The sequence below is a fragment of the Sodalinema gerasimenkoae IPPAS B-353 genome, from assembly GCF_009846485.1.
GTDB lineage: Bacteria > Cyanobacteriota > Cyanobacteriia > Cyanobacteriales > Geitlerinemataceae > Sodalinema > Sodalinema gerasimenkoae.
The window spans coordinates 2785745-2803092 of the sequence record NZ_ML776472.1 but is presented as its reverse complement, the minus strand read 5'-3'; the positions used below and the strand labels follow the sequence as shown (position 1 = coordinate 2803092).

At 52.7% G+C, this 17348-nt stretch carries 14 protein-coding genes; 6 read left to right on the top strand and 8 right to left on the bottom strand.

The window, feature by feature from the left end:
* Nucleotides 1-36: 36 nt before the first annotated feature.
* The gene (locus L855_RS12245; protein WP_246198842.1) at nt 37-1245 is read right to left on the bottom strand and encodes a glycosyltransferase; all 1209 of its coding nucleotides are present in this window, start codon (nt 1243-1245) and stop codon (nt 37-39) included.
* Between the two features lie 175 nt (nt 1246-1420).
* Here L855_RS12245 and L855_RS12240 point away from each other — a divergent pair, with 175 nt between their 5' ends.
* A complete protein-coding gene (locus L855_RS12240; RefSeq protein WP_219729912.1) occupies nt 1421-2548 on the top strand; it encodes a DegT/DnrJ/EryC1/StrS family aminotransferase in 1128 nt (375 codons plus the stop codon).
* 96 nt (nt 2549-2644) lie between these two features.
* On the opposite strand, the gene L855_RS12235 is transcribed toward L855_RS12240, so the two are convergent.
* The 3 genes from L855_RS12235 to L855_RS12225 form a co-directional block, all read right to left on the bottom strand.
* A complete protein-coding gene (locus L855_RS12235) occupies nt 2645-3409 on the bottom strand; it encodes a DUF928 domain-containing protein (RefSeq protein ID WP_159788397.1) in 765 nt (254 codons plus the stop codon).
* 80 nt (nt 3410-3489) lie between these two features.
* Entirely contained in the window at nt 3490-6276 is a 2787-nt protein-coding gene (mutS, locus tag L855_RS12230) for a DNA mismatch repair protein MutS (RefSeq protein ID WP_159788395.1), read from the bottom strand.
* Between the two features lie 261 nt (nt 6277-6537).
* Nucleotides 6538-6930, bottom strand: coding sequence for a hypothetical protein (locus L855_RS12225; protein WP_159788393.1), 393 nt, complete (start codon nt 6928-6930; stop codon nt 6538-6540).
* Between the two features lie 204 nt (nt 6931-7134).
* Here L855_RS12225 and L855_RS12220 point away from each other — a divergent pair, with 204 nt between their 5' ends.
* From L855_RS12220 to L855_RS12210, 3 genes are all read left to right on the top strand, one after another.
* Nucleotides 7135-8865, top strand: a complete 1731-nt coding sequence (locus L855_RS12220) for an ABC1 kinase family protein (protein ID WP_159788391.1) — start codon at nt 7135-7137, stop codon at nt 8863-8865.
* Nucleotides 8866-8871: 6 nt separating this feature from the next.
* On the top strand, nt 8872-9285 hold the full coding sequence (locus L855_RS12215; protein ID WP_159788389.1) for a hypothetical protein: 414 nt from the start codon (nt 8872-8874) through the stop codon (nt 9283-9285).
* 115 nt (nt 9286-9400) lie between these two features.
* Nucleotides 9401-11149: an ABC transporter ATP-binding protein gene (locus L855_RS12210; RefSeq protein ID WP_159788386.1), complete on the top strand. Its 1749-nt coding sequence runs from the start codon at nt 9401-9403 to the stop codon at nt 11147-11149.
* Here L855_RS12210 and L855_RS12205 read toward each other — a convergent pair.
* Nucleotides 11146-11745 (bottom strand): L,D-transpeptidase, encoded by a 600-nt coding sequence (locus tag L855_RS12205; RefSeq protein WP_246198840.1) that lies wholly within the window; start codon nt 11743-11745, stop codon nt 11146-11148. The two genes, L855_RS12210 and L855_RS12205, sit on opposite strands and share 4 nt — an antisense overlap.
* Before the next feature lie 128 nt (nt 11746-11873).
* Between L855_RS12205 and cobW the strand changes: the two genes are divergently transcribed.
* Nucleotides 11874-12911, top strand: coding sequence for a cobalamin biosynthesis protein CobW (cobW, locus tag L855_RS12200; RefSeq protein WP_159788384.1), 1038 nt, complete (start codon nt 11874-11876; stop codon nt 12909-12911).
* A gap of 99 nt (nt 12912-13010) precedes the next feature.
* On the opposite strand, the gene L855_RS12195 is transcribed toward cobW, so the two are convergent.
* The 3 genes from L855_RS12195 to L855_RS12185 all read right to left on the bottom strand — a co-directional run bounded on the left by L855_RS12195 (nt 13011) and on the right by L855_RS12185 (nt 16104).
* Nucleotides 13011-14108: an LOG family protein gene (locus L855_RS12195; RefSeq protein ID WP_159788382.1), complete on the bottom strand. Its 1098-nt coding sequence runs from the start codon at nt 14106-14108 to the stop codon at nt 13011-13013.
* A gap of 148 nt (nt 14109-14256) precedes the next feature.
* Nucleotides 14257-14580: a thioredoxin gene (gene trxA / locus L855_RS12190; protein ID WP_068787571.1), complete on the bottom strand. Its 324-nt coding sequence runs from the start codon at nt 14578-14580 to the stop codon at nt 14257-14259.
* A gap of 360 nt (nt 14581-14940) precedes the next feature.
* On the bottom strand, nt 14941-16104 hold the full coding sequence (locus L855_RS12185; RefSeq protein ID WP_159788380.1) for a GuaB3 family IMP dehydrogenase-related protein: 1164 nt from the start codon (nt 16102-16104) through the stop codon (nt 14941-14943).
* A 311-nt stretch (nt 16105-16415) separates the two neighbouring features.
* Here L855_RS12185 and L855_RS12180 point away from each other — a divergent pair, with 311 nt between their 5' ends.
* Complete coding sequence (locus L855_RS12180) at nt 16416-17345, top strand: sulfotransferase family protein (protein WP_159788378.1); 930 nt, start codon at nt 16416-16418, stop codon at nt 17343-17345.
* Nucleotides 17346-17348: the final 3 nt, after the last annotated feature.

The following is a 17348-nucleotide window of genomic DNA, read 5'->3' as shown; positions in this document are numbered from 1 at the left end:
CAGTCGAGATCGTAACGCCATATCCGTCATCTGGCTTTAGTCCACGTCGAACGGATCGGCCGAGAGGACATGGGTTTCATTGGGGATACCCGTTTGAAAGTCTCGACAACAGCGTTCTAAATAGGATAGGTAACGCTGTTCAAAGATTGTAGGGGCAAATCGAACCGAATGTGATCGAGCGGCTTCCGGCTGAAAGCGCGATCGCAGTTCCTCAAAGGTTTTAACCGCCTCTATCAGAGCTGTTTCGGTTTGCGGCTTAAACAAGACTCCTGTCCCGATTTCGCCCCATTGACGGATATCCCGCACGGTTTCTAGGGCCCCGCCGGCCCCGTAGGCGATTACGGGGGTTCCACAAGCTTGGGCTTCCACGGGCGCAATGCCAAAATCTTCACAGGCTGCATAGACAAATGCCTTCGCTTGGGACATATACTGTTCCACAACCTCATTGGGCTGTGATCCGAGAAATTTGATGTTGCTTTGGGCCATCGCCTGCAAACGACTGGCTTGCGGGCCACTGCCAATCACAACTAAGGGATACCCCAGTTGATTAAAGGCTTGCACGATGACATCAATTTTTTTGTAACTGACTAATCGTGACACGGTCAGATAGAACTCCTCTTTGCGGGGTTCAAAGGGGAAGCGTTCTACCGCTACGGGTGGGTAAATCACCTCGGCCCGGCGACGGTAACAGCGCCAAATGCGACGCGCAGTATGCTGGGAGTTGGCGATAAAATAATCCACCCGATTGGCACTGAGCACATCCCATTGGCGCAGTTGATGCAACAAAAGACGGGTTACCAGTCCTGGAAGTCCCCGCCCTAACCGCGACTCCCGCAGGTAGTCGAAGGTTAAATCCCAAATGTAACGCATGGGCGTATGACAGTAGCAGATATGGAGCTGCTGCGGACGGGTGAGCACTCCCTTGGCGACGGCGTGGGAGGAGGAGAGAATCACATCATACTGCCCCAAATCCAACTGCTCGATGGCCAGGGGAAGCAGGGGTAAATACTTTTGTACCCCGGCCCGCGATCGCGGTAACTGCTGAATAAAGCTCGTGCCAATGGAACGGCCGTAGAGATAACTCTCGGGATTCGAGGACTCAAAATCCACGAGGGCAAACACATCAGCGTCAACATGGTTGAGGATCTCCCGCACGACCAATTCCGAGCCTCCGGTGGCTTCCGGGGTCAGCCATTCATGCACAAGGGCAATCTGGAGGTCGGTCATATCAACAACATCGGACATCGGCAACTTCTCTACCTCACCAGGTCATCTGCCCTAGGGACGGCATTAACTTAACAGGGTACAGCAGTCCCTCCCAGTCCCCTCAAGACCCGCAGCGACGGCTGGGACTGGGGAAGTTGTTAAGAGGATTCGGCGAGGCGGTATGCTAGGGGGAGAGATTTTTGGGCCTGAGCGAGTGAACTCAATTCCTTTACTGGACTTAGCACAGCAATATCAGAGCGTACAGCATGAGTTAGACCAAGCGGTTCTGGAGGTGATGGCCTCGGGGCGCTATATCGGCGGCGAGAGCGTGATGACCTTTGAGCGCGAGTTTGCCGAGTATCTGGGGACGAACCATTGTGTCAGTTGTAATTCGGGGACTGATGCCCTGTTTTTAGCCCTCCGGGCCCTGGAAATTGGCCCCGGCGATCAGGTGGTGACGACTCCCTTTACCTTCATCGCTACGGTGGAGATGATTAGCGCCGTTGGGGCAACGCCGGTCTTTGTGGATATTGACCCGGAGACGTTTAATCTCGATCTAGACCAACTGGCGGCGCTGTTACGGGCTTCGGGACCGGCTAAACCGAAGGCAATTCTACCGGTTCATTTGTTCGGTCGTCCCCTGGATATGACGACGCTGATGGCCTTGGCCCAAGACTATGGGATTCCGGTCATTGAAGATTGCGCCCAAGCCACTGGGGCCACCTGGGAGGGACGACAGGTGGGCAGTTTTGGGGCCATGGGCTGTTTTAGCTTTTTCCCCACCAAGAATTTAGGGGCCTTTGGCGATGGAGGGGCGATCGCCACGACTGATCCCAAACTGGCTCAACGGCTGCGAGTCCTCAAAGAACATGGGGCAACTCGCCGCTATTACCATGAAGAAATTGGCATCAACAGCCGCTTAGATGCCATGCAGGCGGCAATTTTAAGGGTCAAGCTGGGCCATTTAGACTCCTGGAATCAGCAACGTCGCCAGGTGGCCGATTACTATCATCAGTTACTCGCTCCTCTGCCGAATCTTCATCTCCCGTCGGATCTTCCGGGTCATGTCTGGAATCAGTACAGTTTGCGGCTAGGGGCGACCCACGATCGCGATCGCCTGCGATCGCGCCTCCAGGAGTTGGGGGTCGGCACCATGGTCTACTACCCAACCCCCCTCCATTCTCAGCCGGTCTATCGCCATTTAGGCTACAGCGAGGGAGATTTCCCGGCGACGGAGGCCGTCTGCCGTCAAGTTCTCTCCCTGCCCATGTTCCCGGAACTCAAGCGGGAGCAACAAGAACGAGTCTTGTATCATTTGAAACAGTTTCTCGTCGAGCCTTGAGGGTTAATGGGGGAGAGTTTAGTTGAGACCTGCTGAGTTTCTCTTGTCCCCCTACTCCACTCCCTCTGCCAACGAGTTCCCCGAGCGGTTGCCCCCCTACTCCTCGGAAAAGTTTTCAAAGTCTTCAAGTCCAATGGATTCGAGGAGTCCCTGCCAACGCTGCTCTAAGTCCAGCTCATCGGATTGTGATCGCAACTGGGCCAGACGGTCTAAGGCATCGTACCAAACTCCGGTTTCCGCCAACAGTCCCACTTGCTCAGCCAGAGGAGCCTCAGCCAGTTGGCTCGCAAACTCATCGGTGGGGTCCAGACGTCGCACCCAAGCTTCCCGCCAAATATCAGGACCGAAGGTGTTGGGGGCATTGGCATCGCAAAGGATACGCACAAACCAGGTATAGTTTTGTCCCACGGTTAAGGGGCTGACTGGGTTCCCGTCATCATCCACCTGGGGCAGTTCCAAGGCCATCACCCCTCCATCCCTCGGCGGTGTCACCTGGGTTAAATAGACTTGGCGATCGCGGATATCTTCCCCACTATCCGTCAGGAGACGTTCCCATTCAGTCACCGCAAACTCTAATTGAGCGCCCTCGGGTAAAGGGGGAACATAGACGAAAAAGCGGGGATAGTCCTCTAGGGTGATTCCCAAGCTGTCTAAAGGAGCCAGAAGCGTTAAGGCGGGGGTTCTGTCATCAGGACTGGTGGCGCAACTGCCACGAACCGTATCAAATAGAGGCTGATCAGGGGGGTCAAATTCACCTTGACTCGGGTCTTGCCAGCGTGTCCCAGCTCCTTCTAAACGCCCCGGCGTGCCACGATCAGGAGGTACAAACTCAGCCTGGACTGGAGCTAGAGCCGTCAGCAAGCCTGTCAGGGACAGGCCCAGACCCCAGGACAGGGAGATAACAAGGGATCGCGGGCCTGATTTTGGATGTGGGATCATGATCAAGATTTACCATTAACGGTTGAACTACTGCCGAAAATATCGAGTTGTTGTAGGCGAGGGCGATCGCCATCCTCCTGGGGAGATGGAGTCCGATAGCGTCCTCGACGCTCTTTGACCTCCTTCTTGGGAGAAGTCCCTCCCTGACGCAAGCCCAAGGCAATTTTGCTGTGCTGTTCAATCTGACCCATGACCTGACGGGCCCGTTGAATCACGGAGGGCGGTAGCCCCGCTAAACGTCCCGCTTCAATCCCATAGGAGCGATCGGCTCCCCCAGGGCGAACTTGGTGTAGGAAGATGATTTCATTGGGCATCTCCTTGACGGTAACTTGATAGTTGGCAATGTTGGGTAAAATTGAGGCCAACTCGTTTAACTCGTGATAGTGAGTGGCAAAGATGGTCCGGGCCTGAATCTCCGTGGCTAAATGCTCAGCCACCGCCCAGGCGATGGATAACCCATCAAAGGTGGCGGTTCCTCGGCCAATTTCATCAAGTAACACCAGCGATCGCGCCGTAGCATGATTGAGAATATTGGCGGTTTCATTCATCTCCACCATGAAGGTGGACTGGCCCGTTGCTAGGTCATCCACTGCCCCCACTCGGGTAAAGATGCGATCGCACAGCCCCAGAGTGGCGGACTCGGCGGGGACAAAACTGCCAATCTGGGCCATCAGTTGAATCAGCCCCACTTGGCGCAAATAACAACTTTTGCCACTGGCATTGGGGCCCGTTAGGATAATCACATCAGGACATACCGACTCGGGCCTATCACCCCTCGATGGTTCCGACTGACTCCAGCCTAACTCAGTGGAATTGGGAACGAAGAAACCGGGGGGGAGAGACTTTTCCACCACCGGATGACGACCTTGCACAATGTCAATCTGCCGGGAGTCCAACAGTTGCGGGCGACAATAGCCCTGGTCATTGGCCAACTCCGCCCAACCGGCTAAGACATCTAAGGCGGCAACAGCTTGGGCCACCTCCCGAATCAGATCCGCCAAAGCCCCCACTTCAGCCCGCAGTTCTAGGAAAATTTCATATTCGAGACGATTGAGGTCATCCTGAGCGGTGAGAATCCGCGCTTCCCGTTCTTTGAGATCGGGGGTGATATAGCGTTCTTCGTTGGTTAGGGTTTGTTTGCGGATATAGCCGTCGGGGGCTAGGTCACTTTTAGAACGGGGCAGGGCGAGGTAATAGCCAAAGGTTTTGTTAAAGCCCACTTTGAGGGTACTAATCCCGGTGCGTTGTCGTTCCTGGGTTTCCAAGTCTGCCAACCATTGGCGATCGCCCCCCACCATTTCCCGCATATCATCGAGTTGGCTGTTGACTCCCGGCCGAATTAGTTTGCCCTCCTTGAGATGCAACGGAGGACTGTCCACGAGGGTGTTATGTAGGGTTTTCCCAAGCTGTTCGAGAGCCTCAGGAACCTCGGCAACGGCCTGTAGATAGGGAGCATGAGTTCCCACCACCAACGCGGCCAGTTCTGGCAAGCGAACCATGGAATCGGCGATCGCCACCAGGTCCCGTGCATTGGCGGTTCCAGACCCGGCACGACCGGTGAGGCGTTCCAGGTCATAAATCTGTTTTAAGCAGGCTTGTAGCTCCTCTCGCAGGCTGGCATCCCCTAATAACTCGGCGATCGTCTCCTGACGGGCGCTAATCTCATTGAAATCCATCAGAGGCTGCAAAAGCCAACGACGCAAGGCGCGGGACCCCATGGCGGTTCGGGTGCGATCAATGGCCCAAAGCAGGGACCCATGACGGCTGCCATCCCGTACGGTTTCCAGGATTTCTAGGTTGCGGCGGCTTTGAGCATCTAAAATCAGATAATCGGCAATGGCATAGGTGCGTAGCCGTTGTAAAGGCAGTTGACGAACACCGGGATTGGCACCAGTCCGACGGTCTTCAACATCTTGCTCGAAGGTGTTTTCCAGGTATTCTAGGAGTCCGCCAGCGGCACGAACCGCTAAGGGGAGATGGTCGCAGCCGAGGCCTTCGAGCGATCGCAGATGATACCGGTGTAAGAGTCGTTGCCGAGTGCTGCTGGTTTCAAAGGCACTGGCGGGCCGTAGGGCGTAACAAAACTGACGGGGTAAACTCTCTGGGATCTCGTCACTGGTTTCCCCGGCCCGGATGAGACGACCGGGATTGGGGGTTTGACTGGGGAGAAGTACTTCTGACGGCTGCAAGCGCATCAGTTCCTGGGTGAGGCTATCGAGGCCCCGTCCTTCGGTGGTGAAAAATTCCCCGGTGGAGATATCGGCATGAGCCAACCCCCATTTTTGTTTCACGAACACCACCGCTGCTAGAAAGTTGTTGCGGCTGGCGCTGAGCATTCCCTCTTCGACGAGGGTTCCGGGGGTGAGAACGCGGGTGATTTGACGCTCCACCATCCGTTTTTCGCTGGCGGCGGTGGCGGCATCTTCGATTTGATCACAAATGGCCACAGCAAAGCCTTTCTGAACTAAGACAGTGGCATAGCGATCGAGGGCATGGTGAGGAACCCCCGTCATGGGCACTCGCCCAATCTTTTTACCGCCATCTTTGCTGGTTAAAACCAGTTCCAATTCCTGGGAAACGGCGATGGCATCTTGAAAGAAACACTCGAAAAAGTCACCCACCCGATATAACAGCAGTGCGTTGAGATACTGCTGTTTCGTCTCCACGTAATGTTGCATCATCGGCGTGAGATCGTCAAAATTCAGTTGCCGATAATCAGCATTGGCCGGGGTGCGATCGCGTCCAAAACGAGTCTCTTGGGGGGAAGGCTGGGGGGAGGATGCACTCATTAGATCAGGGACAAGAGATCAAGAACAAGGTCACAGGAACAAGGGATAGGAGATCAGAGATTTGGGACAGGCCCGTTGAGGGAGAGACCCTCTCAGAGATGAAGATCTGATCTTAAAGGGGAAGGCGATGGTGATGACGAGATCAGGGAGCCTTATCGATATCTATTTAGGGTTCTATTCAGTGTAACGGTTGGGGGTCTTCCCCTGAGACCCGTCTTAGCAAAATTTATTGGCGCTTTTTGCTAATCTCGTGATTCTGGCTTATGGGGAGTTCTTCCCTTGGCTGACCGCTCGATTGCGGCCACGGATACGGCCCCGTTGCCGTAGAAGCCAGAGAATCACCGATAAGGATTGTTGTAGGAGTTGCAGGCGCTGTTCAATCTGTTGTAGGCGATCGCGGGTTTGTTGGCTTGATTGTTGCCGTTGAGCCAGCCATCGCTGCACCAGGGGGAGCAAATGGCGACTCTGACGTTCCTGTCTCAGCAGCCAATCGCTCAGCTGAGCCAGCCGCAACCGCAAGTGCATTAAATAGAACGCCCCCAAAAATCCCAGAATAGCCAGACTGAGATTCACCCCCACCACCGCCATCACCTCGGGAGAATCCCCGAGAATTGTCCAAGTCGAGGTATCGTGAGAGGGGTTAGCAGAGATCATAAAATCCGAAAACTCTTTTAGGTCAAGACGTGCAGCGGTAGCAGTGCCAGAAAAATTGCTGCTGGAGATTGAGAAAGTTCTGTAGTTTTATATACTTTAAATTAGGTAAGGTTATGACATCGTTCGGACAATTTTGGCAGAGGTGAACTCGGTTTCGTCCTTTGCTCGGCCCTGGTTCGTTATTTTGGAGACATAGAAGTTAGCGTGAATCCCCATCCTCTGAGTCAATTACAGCGTTATGACGCAGACGCGATCGCGCGTTACTACCGACGCCGTCCTTGGGAAGCGATTTGGCGAGCGCTCGTCATTATCTGGCTTTTTGCTGGATTTGTCATTGGACTTCAGTTCGACTACTGGTTTCAGCGAGAACCTGATCACAAGTCTAAACGGGCCCAACAACTACGAAAAATTTTGACTCATCTTGGCCCAACCTTTATTAAGGTAGGACAAGCTCTCTCCACTCGCCCGGATCTCATCCGCAAGGACTTTCTCGAAGAACTGGTTAAACTACAAGACCAACTGCCCCCCTTTAGTAATACCATCGCCTTTAGTATCTTTGAGCGTGATGTGGGCTTGACGGTGGAGGAGGCCTTCCAGGACATCTCCCCGAGTCCCATCGCGGCGGCGAGTCTGGCTCAAGTCTACCGTGCCCAACTCCATACGGGTGAGGAAGTAGCCGTCAAGGTGCAACGTCCCAATTTGCTACCTCGTCTGACTCGGGATTTGTTCCTGATTCGCTTAGGGTCAAGATTTCTCAGCCCCTTTCTACCCCTCAATTTAGGTCATGACCTCACTCTCGTAGTCGATGAGTTTGGCATCAAACTCTTTGAAGAAATCGACTATGTGAATGAGGGACATAATGCTGAAAAATTTGCCTATAATTTTCGGGATAATCCTCGGGTCAAGGTTCCTGAAATTTACTGGAAATACTCTAGCCGTAAAATTTTAGTACTAGAGTGGATTCATGGCTATAAGCTGACCACAACAACGAATCTGCGCCAAGCCGGAATTGACCCCAAAGCCATTATCGAGGTTGGGGTAATTAGTGGTCTGCAACAGCTCCTCGAACATGGATTTTTCCACGCCGATCCTCATCCAGGAAATCTCTTTGCCACCAAAGACAATCAGATGGCCTTCATTGATTTTGGCATGATGGATCAACTCGATCCCTGGATGAAGGAAACTCTGGTCGATGCGATCGTGCATTTGGTGAACAAGGACTATGAAGACTTGGCTCATGCCTTTGTAAAACTGGGATTCCTCTCCCCCGGAACCGATATTTATCCCATTGTTCCGGCCCTAGAAATGGTCTTAGGGGACATTGTTGGACAGAGTGTGCGAGACTTTAACATCAAAACGGTTACGGATCGCTTTTCTGAGTTGATGTATGAGTATCCTTTCCGAGTTCCGGCGAAGTTTGCCCTAATTATTCGCTCGGTAGTGACTCAGGAGGGGTTGGCTCTGAGTTTAGATCCCAATTTCAAGATTGTTGATTTAGGCTATCCCTATATTGCTCAGCAATTGCTACGGGGAGAATCTCCCCAACTGCGTCGTCGGTTGTTGGATGTGCTATTCAAAGATGGCGAGTTTAAATGGAGCCGTTTGGAAAACTTGATTGAAATTGCCCGAACTGATGAGACGTTTGATATCATTCCTACGGCACAGTTAGGCTTGCAATATCTCATGTCTGAGGAAGGACGCTTTCTGCGGCAACAGTTGTTGTTGGCTCTGACGGAGGGCGATCGCCTACATACGGAAGAAGTGCAACGGTTATGGAATCTGATCAAGGAAGACGTTAAACCCGAGCGCATCTGGGATGCAGCGATCACCTCCCTGACGGAGTTTTCCGCTCAACGGGCCTCAGAAGTGGCCTCAGAATGGTTCCGAGATGTGCCCCTGAGTGCCTTCAATAGCCCCACCTCTTCCCTTCGTTAATTAGCCATGTACTACTCTGATCCGCCCTATGTTCTGATTGCCGCCAGCCTCCTGATGGCTGCTGTCTGCTGCTACGCCTTCTATAAAACTCTGGTGGGAACCCTCCAAGATTGGTCGAAACGCCGTTCGAGTCGTCTGCTGGTGTTACTCCAGGGCAGTCGCCTCAAAGTCCCCCTGCTGGGGATTACCCTCGGAGCCATGGGGTTCTTGTCAGGGTCGTTACTCTTTTTCTCGATGCCCCCCAGCTTCGCTTACAGCTTCTCGGCCGTCATTGCCGGGGTTTCCGTCACCCTTGTGTGGATTCAGTTACGCACCCTCTTGCGTCGCCTGGAAACGGGTGGGGTGAAGGCCTTGAAGTTGGAAGAGTTGGGGTTGGGCGAGATTCCGTTACCGGGCTTTATCGCCGATGACTCCAAGTAAATCCAATTAAGTCCGATTGATTTGGGGTTTTGGGGGCCGGTCTTAAAATTTCGTTACAATTGAGGCGGCGCGATTCAAGCGGTCCCCCAGAACCATTCCTCTTACTTTGTTATCGATGCAGCGATCGAAATTCAGACAACTCCTCTCCTACCTACGACCCCATTGGAAACAAGTCGCCCTGGGAACCCTAACCCTATTTTTGGTTAACGGGTTAGGGGTTTATATTCCCTGGCTCATCCGTGACGGCATTGATGACTTGGAAGTGGCCTTCACCATGGAACGAGTCTTGCGCTATGTCCTGTTAATCGGGATCTTAGCCTCGGTGATGTGGGGGATTCGTGTGGTGTCGCGGATGTTGCTGTTTGGCATTGGCCGACAGGTGGAGTTCGATCTCAAACAACGGATTTTTCAGCATCTGCTGTATATGGATGCGGAGTATTTCTCCCGGAACCGGGTGGGGGATTTGATTAACCGGGCCACCAGTGATGTGGATAATCTGCGTCGCTTACTGGGGTTTGCGGTGCTGAGTCTGCTCAATACCATTTTTGCCTATCTGCTCACGTTGCCGGTGATGGTGTCCATTAGTCCCCGGTTGACCCTGTTATCGCTGCTGATTTACCCGATCATGTTTATTCTGGTTTGGGTATTTAGTGGTCGCCTGCGGGATGAACAGCGGGATGTTCAGGAGAAACTCTCTAGTCTGAGTGAGCTGATTCAGGAGGATATGAGTGGCATTTCCCTGGTGAAGATTTATGGCCAGGAGGACAACGAACGGCGGGCCTTTGCCCATCGCAATGAAAAACTATTTGAGAGTAATCTGGCCCTGGCCCGCACTCGCACCACCCTATTTCCGTTGTTGCAGGGGTTAGCGGGGGCCAGTTTGTTGATTCTGTTGGGCTTTGGGGCCCGAGAGATTGCCGATGGGGCGATCGCCGTCGGGGATTTCGTGGCCATGATTCTCTATGTGGAGCGTTTGGTGTTCCCTACGGCCTTGTTGGGCTTTACCTTAACGGTGTACCAACGGGGTGAGGTGAGCATCGATCGCATCGAAGCCATTTTTACAAGCCAGTCGGTGATTCAGGATGAGACTGGGGCGATTACCCTTTCCCCTCAAGAAGTCCTGGGACGACTCGAAGCTCGTAATCTCCACTATGTCTATCCCGGCGATAAAACCCCGGCCTTAGATCAGATTTGCTTCAACATTGAACCGGGAGAAACCATTGCCGTAGTCGGGTCCATTGGCTCTGGCAAATCCACCCTAGCCAACGCCATTCCCCGAATTTTGGAGATTGAGCCGGGACAGTTGTTTCTCGATGGCTATGACGTCACGCAGCTGCGCTTAGAGGATTTGCGAGGGGCGATCGCCTATGTCCCCCAAGACAGTTTTCTCTTTAGTTCCAATATCCGCAACAATATCCGCTACGGCAAACCCCAGGCCGACCAAATCGAGGTGGAACACGCGGCCAAGTTAGCCCAGATTCACCCAGAAATTCTCAACTTCCCCAAACAATATGACACCGTCGTTGGCGAACGGGGCATCACCCTCTCGGGGGGACAGCGACAACGCACGGCCTTGGCTCGCGCTCTTCTGATGGATGCACCGGTGTTAATCCTCGACGATGCTCTCTCCAGTGTGGACAACCAAACCGCCAGCCAGATTTTACAGGAGTTATCCAGGGGAGCTGCGCGCAAAACGGTCTTGTTTATTTCCCACCAACTCTCCGCCGCCGCCAAAGCCGATCGCATTTTAGTCCTCGATCACGGCCGCGTCTCCCAATTGGGAACCCACAGTGAGTTGATCCAACAGCCGGGATTATATCAATCTCTCTGGGAAGAACAGCAGTTAGAAGCCTTATTACGTTAACGACGAACGACTACAGGTGTGCCAACGGAGGCCCAGGAATAGAGCCAGGCGGCATGATCTAAGGCGACATTGGTACAGCCACGACTCATGGGAGTGCCGAAGTTGTTATGCCAATAGGCTCCATGAATGCCGTAGTTGCCGTCGTAGTACATCACATAGGGGACATCGGGAATGTGATACCCGGGCCCACTCATGGGAGCTTCTGGATATTTCACATAAATCTCATAAACGCCAGTTGGGGTTGGCGTGGCATAGGTTCCCGTCGAGACAAAGACGGCATAGACCGGATGATCACCTTCCCAGGCGATGAGCCGTTGGTCTGTGAGGTTAATCTCGATCCAGCGTCGTTGGGACTGACGCAGGGCATAGATTTCATTATCAATCCATTGCGCTACTCGCGGCGGCCCCTCTACAGCATCGATAGGGGCGGCGATCGCCTCCGATGAGGGGGGAGTCATTGGCCCGAAATTTAGGGGAGTCCAGCCGACAAGAGCTGCCGCTATGGCAAGGGATGTCCGAAATAGACGACGGCTCCAAACGTTGGAAGTGGAGGAGGGCGTCGGGGGGGGGTTGGGTAAATCAGTGGCATAGGTCATGGGTTTAGGGGGTTGTTCCTCAACCCAATTCTAACAAATCTCCCTGAGCGTCAAGGTTTGAGCCGCTGACCCCAAAGCCGCTATAGTGAACTCATGCCCATCTAACAACAGCGACTCACTAAAATTTTATGCCAGCGAAACTACCCGTCACCGTCATTACTGGATTTTTGGGGGCCGGAAAAACAACCCTAATTCGTCATCTCTTGCAACATAACCAGGGCCGCCGCATTGCCGTTTTGGTCAATGAGTTTGGCGAGGTGGGCATCGATGGAGACCTGTTACGCTCTTGTCAGGTTTGTGATGAGGACGAGGATAGCGGCTCCAATATTTTAGAGTTAGCCAACGGCTGTCTCTGTTGTACGGTTCAGGAAGAATTTTTACCGACGATGCAGGAACTCCTGTTACGTCGCGATCGCCTTGATAATATCGTCATTGAAACCTCGGGACTGGCCCTACCGAAACCTCTGGTTCAAGCCTTCCGTTGGCAAGAAATTCGCACTGGGGCCACCGTCGATGGGGTGGTAACGGTGGTCGATTGTGAAGCCATCGCCGAGGATCGTCTGGTGAGCGATTTACCCGCGTTGGAGGCGCAACGGCAAGCGGATGACAGTTTGGAACATGAGACGCCGCTTGAGGAGTTGTTTGAGGATCAACTCAATTGTGCGGATATGGTATTGCTGACGAAGTGCGATCGCGTGGCAGATGATCGCTATTATCAGATCCGAACCTGGCTAGAGTCTCAGGTTCGCCCAGGGGTGAAGTTAGTTCCCTGTCATCAAGGGGAGATTGAGTCAAGTGTCTTGTTGGGCTTTAATGCCTCTGTCGAAGAGGATTTAGAGAATCGCCCCAGTCATCATGATGGGGAGCATGACCATGATCATGATGATGAGATTAACTCGATTTGTCTGACCTTTGATCAGCCCCTGAACCCCAAGACGCTCATCCAGCGACTTCAGAATTTGGTGGAACGGGAGGAGATTTACCGCATTAAAGGCTTTGTGAATGTAGCCAATAAGCCGATGCGGATGGTGTTACAAGGAGTCGGACAACGGTTCGAGTCCTTTTTCGATCGCCCCTGGAAGCCTGACGAATCCCGCCAAACTCGCTTAGTCTTTATTGGCCAAGGGTTGGAGCGGGAGCGATTGACTGGGATTTTTGAGGGGTAGGGGAAGAAAGGCAATAGGCAGTAGGCAGCAGGCAATAGGCAGTAGGGGAAGAAGGCGGTTTTTCTATTGCCTATTGCCTGTTCCCTGTTCCCTGTTCCCCTATTTACTCTCAGGATGCTCCCGTTCCTCTGTTTGCTGATCCAAACTATTGAGGAAGCGAATCATCTGATAGAGGCGGCCGAAGTTCTTTTGGTTGAAGTACAGAGCCAGACGAGGTAGGATGTGCCCCTCCTGCCGTAGTTCTTCGGGTAAGGGAGCCGTCCGCTCAATCTTGCCTCGGGTCAGGATATCCTGATAATCGTCATTGAGACATTGCAGGGCTTCGTCCGATAGGGGAGACTTGAGACGGATGATTAGGCGATCGCCCACATAGCGGCTGGAATGGTAGGTTCGATAAAAATCTCGTATCATCTGACAGGCCGTCTCGACATTGTCGGTGATACTGTACAGACTTAAATCTTCTTCGCTGATGGTTCCGTTCTCCAGTAAGCAGGTTTTGAGATAGTTTTGCCAACCATACCAATAGTCCCCGCCGGGGCGATCGATGAGAACCAGGGGCGCGGGACCATATTTCCCGGTTTGCATGAGGGTGATCGTCTCAAAGGCTTCGTCCATGGTTCCAAAGCCGCCGGGGAAGAGGGCGATGGCATCGCTTTCTCTGAGGAAAAAGAGTTTGCGGGTAAAGAAGTATTTAAAGTCAACTAGCTTGGGATCGTCTTGGATATAGGGGTTGGAGGTTTGCTCAAAGGGAAGTTGGATGTTTAAGCCAAAGGAGTTCTCCGTTCCTGCTCCCTCATTCCCTGCCGCCATAATGCCACCGCCGGCCCCGGTAATGACCATAAAGCCGTACTCGGCTAAACGGCGGGCAAACTCTCGGGCCAGGTGATATTCTGGGCGATCGCTGGCGGTTCGGGCCGAGCCGAAGATGGCAATCTTACGCACATGACGATAGGGACTGAAGACTTCTAAGCCCCGTTCCATATCTTTGAGGGAATGGCTGACAATCTTCCAGTCGAGGCGATCGGTGTCGTATTTAGCCAGGTTGACGAGCGTTGAGAGCGAGCGGGAAATCCACTTCCAATGCTCGTGACTGGGCAGTTCCTCAACTAAATGAGAAATTTCCTGGGAGAGAAACTCGAAACATGGTTCCGGGGTTGGATCAGGGCCTTGTCCAGGGATCTGTTGAGGAGATGACATAGACTTACATGAATCGAAGCGCAGTATCTTATTTTACAGATTTTTCCATTAAACAAGTGCTGGGAAACTCCGTTGAGTCTGCCCAGCACCTGGGGTAAGGCCATACGTCTCTGACCGGAGGGGATAAGGAGCGATCGCTCCCAACACCCTAGAGATACTTTTCGAGAGTGTTCGCCAATGTGGTTTTGGGGACGGCGCCGACGACCATATCTACGCGCTGTCCATCTTTGAAAATCATCAGCGTGGGGATACTGCGAATCCCGTATTTGCTGGCTACTTCGGGATTGTCATCGGTGTTCAGTTTGACGACTTTCACCTTACCCTCATACTGTTGGGCGATCTCTTCGACCACGGGGCCGACCATCCGACAGGGTCCACACCAAGGGGCCCAAAAGTCAACCAGAACAGGCAGTTCGCTTTCTAAAACGTCGTTTTTAAAGCTGGCGTCTGAAACCTCGGCGGTTGCTGACATACTTCAAAAGTCCTTATCTAATCTTGTGTGCAATGTTGAGCGCAACACTCCCCTGGGACGGGAGTTAGCGAGTGATCACCATAGACTACGCTTCCCCCTAGATTTTACCACAGGGGTTGTCGAGCCTGATGATGGGTACAAGGTCGAGGAAACTAGACTCTTGCGGCGTCGGGCCCCCAAATAAGAAACCACCCGAACAATCTGTTCGGGCGGAGTGTGGTGTGAGGAGTGAACGGAAACATGTGTCTCCGCTCATTCCATTCTAAGAGATAAATGGCAAACCTGTCTCCTAGAAATCTAACTTTATGTGAGGACAGTTTTTTCATCGGCCTGGAGGCGATCGCCACTGACTCCGGGAAATTACTTACCCATTCCCAACTGCTGCGCTTTTTGATACACCTTTCCTTCAGTTAATAACGAAGGAGCAATGGCAATTTCCACCTGTTGCATTTCCCGAAGGTTTTTCGCCCCGAGAGTGCCCATACTGGTTTGCAATGCACCGAGGAAGTTATGGGTTCCGTCATCGAGTTGTGCCGGGCCACGTAAAATTTGTTCTAAGGTACCGGTGCTGCCCACATTAATGCGGGTTCCCCGAGGTAATACGGGACTCGGTGTGGCCATGCCCCAGTGAAACCCCCGTCCTGGAGCTTCTTTGGCCCGGGCAATAGGTGAGCCAATCATGACACCATCGGCACCGCAGGCAATACATTTACAAATATCACCACCGGTCACGAGACCGCCATCGGCAATAACCGCGACGTATTTGCCGGTTTCTTTAAAGAAATCATCCCGAGCTGCGGCACAGTCAGCCACTGCCGTCGCTTGAGGGACTCCAACCCCCAACACTCCCCGAGAGGTACAAGCCGCTCCAGGACCAATTCCCACGAGCACCGCTGCGGCTCCGGTTTTCATGAGGTTAAGAGCCACCTCATAGGTGACGCAGTTCCCCAAAACCACCGGCATGGGCATTTGTTGGCAGAACTCGGCTAAATCCAAGGGCGTAACGGTGTCAGGAGACAGATGAGCCGTCGAGACTACTGTTGCTTGGACAAACACTAAGTCCGCTTGTGCTTCGGCAATTGCAGCGCGAAACTTGACGGCTCCGGCTGGGGTAACGCTGACTGCGGCAATGCCACCCTGCTGTTTGATTTCCTGAATCCGTTTGACAATCAGCTCATCACGAATTGGCTGACTGTAGAGTTCTTGCATGAGGGGCACGAACTCAGTTTTATCAACGGAGGCAATGCGATCGAGAATCGGGTTCGGATCGTCATAACGAGTCTGAATGCCCTCAAGGTTGAGGACACCCAACGCACCCAGTTGAGACAGTTTAACCGCCATCTGTACATCCACCACGCCGTCCATGGCACTGGCAATGATAGGAATGTCCCGTTTGATTCCGCCGATTTCCCAACTCGTATCGGCAAGGATCGGATCGAGGGTGCGGTTTCCCGGCACTAGGGCGATTTCGTCAATTCCGTAGGCGCGACGAGCGTTTTTTCCCCGTCCAATTTCAATATCCACTGTTACTTACCGTTCCCAAACGTATTTAAGCTAGACTAGCAAATTTACCTAATAATGATCCATAGGACAAGCTTAAAATCTTTAAGCCGGCCAATTTGAGCCGGTTGCCACTGCTCAAGTTCTCCTCAATGGAGGCAGTTTGAGGGCGATTCACCCTGGAATCGGGATGGCTTGGCTAAGGTTGGCTAACCGAGGGCATTGGTGCAGGAGTTCTCAGGAGTCATCCCTGGGGGAGTTACCGCCGATTTTGCTCCTCTCGACGTCTACGGTGAACCTGCTACTCTGGATGTACAGTATCGTTGCTATCATCCATGGACACAAAACATCTTCCCAACTTTCTCGTGATTGGGGTGCAAAAGGCTGGGACAACCTCAATTTACCGGTACTTGTCCCAGCACCCCCAGGTCTATATGAGTCCAGTCAAGGAAACGAATTTCCTAGAGCGAGACTGGAGCGGGGTAGTCTCGAAAAAACCGAGAAAGATTGATAGTCTCGAAAAGTATTTGGCGCTCTTTGAGAACGTCCAGGATAAGGTGGCGATCGGGGAAGCCTCCCCGAATTACTTATTCCACCATGAAACCTCCATTCCCGTCATCTACAACCTAGTTCCACAGGCTAAGTTGGTGGTGATTCTCCGCAATCCTATTGAGCGCGCCCATTCGGACTACTTAATGCACATCCGAGATGCCATTGATGGCGGAAACTGTCCCCCCCTAAGAGAGCAAGCTAGTCAACGTCCCATCAAGTCATTCCAAATTCGCAAGGGGTTTTATTGCGAGTCTCTCAAAGCCTTTATGGAAAAGTTTGGTGCAGACAATCTTAAGGTCTGTCTTTATGATGATTTGGTGCAAGACCCAGTGGCGATGATGCAAGGGATTTATAACTTTATTGGTGTAGATGATCAGTTTGTTCCCGATACATCGTTTCGCGCTCAGAAAGCAGCAGTCCCCCAAAATAAAACGGTTCATCGGGTGCTGCAAACTCGTAATCCCCTAAGAAGTTTGGCTGGCTCGGTATTACGGCTGGTGTTCCCGGAGAAAACTCGCCAGGGGATTCGCCGCTATCTCCTTTCCCTCAATTACAAGGATAAAAGTGCGCTACCCTTGTCTGCCGAGGAACGACGGTTGCTCAGAGATATCTATCGAGAGGACATTTTAGAACTGCAAGAGCTATTGCAACGAGATTTATCATCTTGGTTGACGCTCCCTGAGACGGCAAAGTCTGGAGCTGAGGTGTCCTAAGGA

What these genes read in the sequence shown, in the direction of transcription:
- L855_RS12225 (WP_159788393.1), bottom strand. Translation starts at nt 6,930, where the DNA reads ATGATCTCTGCTAACCCCTCTCACGATACCTCGACTTGGACAATTCTC.
- L855_RS12180 (WP_159788378.1), top strand. Translation starts at nt 16,416, where the DNA reads ATGGACACAAAACATCTTCCCAACTTTCTCGTGATTGGGGTGCAAAAG.
- L855_RS12205 (WP_246198840.1), bottom strand. Translation starts at nt 11,745, where the DNA reads ATGACCTATGCCACTGATTTACCCAACCCCCCCCCGACGCCCTCCTCC.
- L855_RS12215 (WP_159788389.1), top strand. Translation starts at nt 8,872, where the DNA reads ATGTACTACTCTGATCCGCCCTATGTTCTGATTGCCGCCAGCCTCCTG.
- cobW (WP_159788384.1), top strand. Translation starts at nt 11,874, where the DNA reads ATGCCAGCGAAACTACCCGTCACCGTCATTACTGGATTTTTGGGGGCC.
- L855_RS12245 (WP_246198842.1), bottom strand. Translation starts at nt 1,245, where the DNA reads ATGTCCGATGTTGTTGATATGACCGACCTCCAGATTGCCCTTGTGCAT.
- L855_RS12195 (WP_159788382.1), bottom strand. Translation starts at nt 14,108, where the DNA reads ATGTCATCTCCTCAACAGATCCCTGGACAAGGCCCTGATCCAACCCCG.
- L855_RS12210 (WP_159788386.1), top strand. Translation starts at nt 9,401, where the DNA reads ATGCAGCGATCGAAATTCAGACAACTCCTCTCCTACCTACGACCCCAT.
- mutS (WP_159788395.1), bottom strand. Translation starts at nt 6,276, where the DNA reads ATGAGTGCATCCTCCCCCCAGCCTTCCCCCCAAGAGACTCGTTTTGGA.
- trxA (WP_068787571.1), bottom strand. Translation starts at nt 14,580, where the DNA reads ATGTCAGCAACCGCCGAGGTTTCAGACGCCAGCTTTAAAAACGACGTT.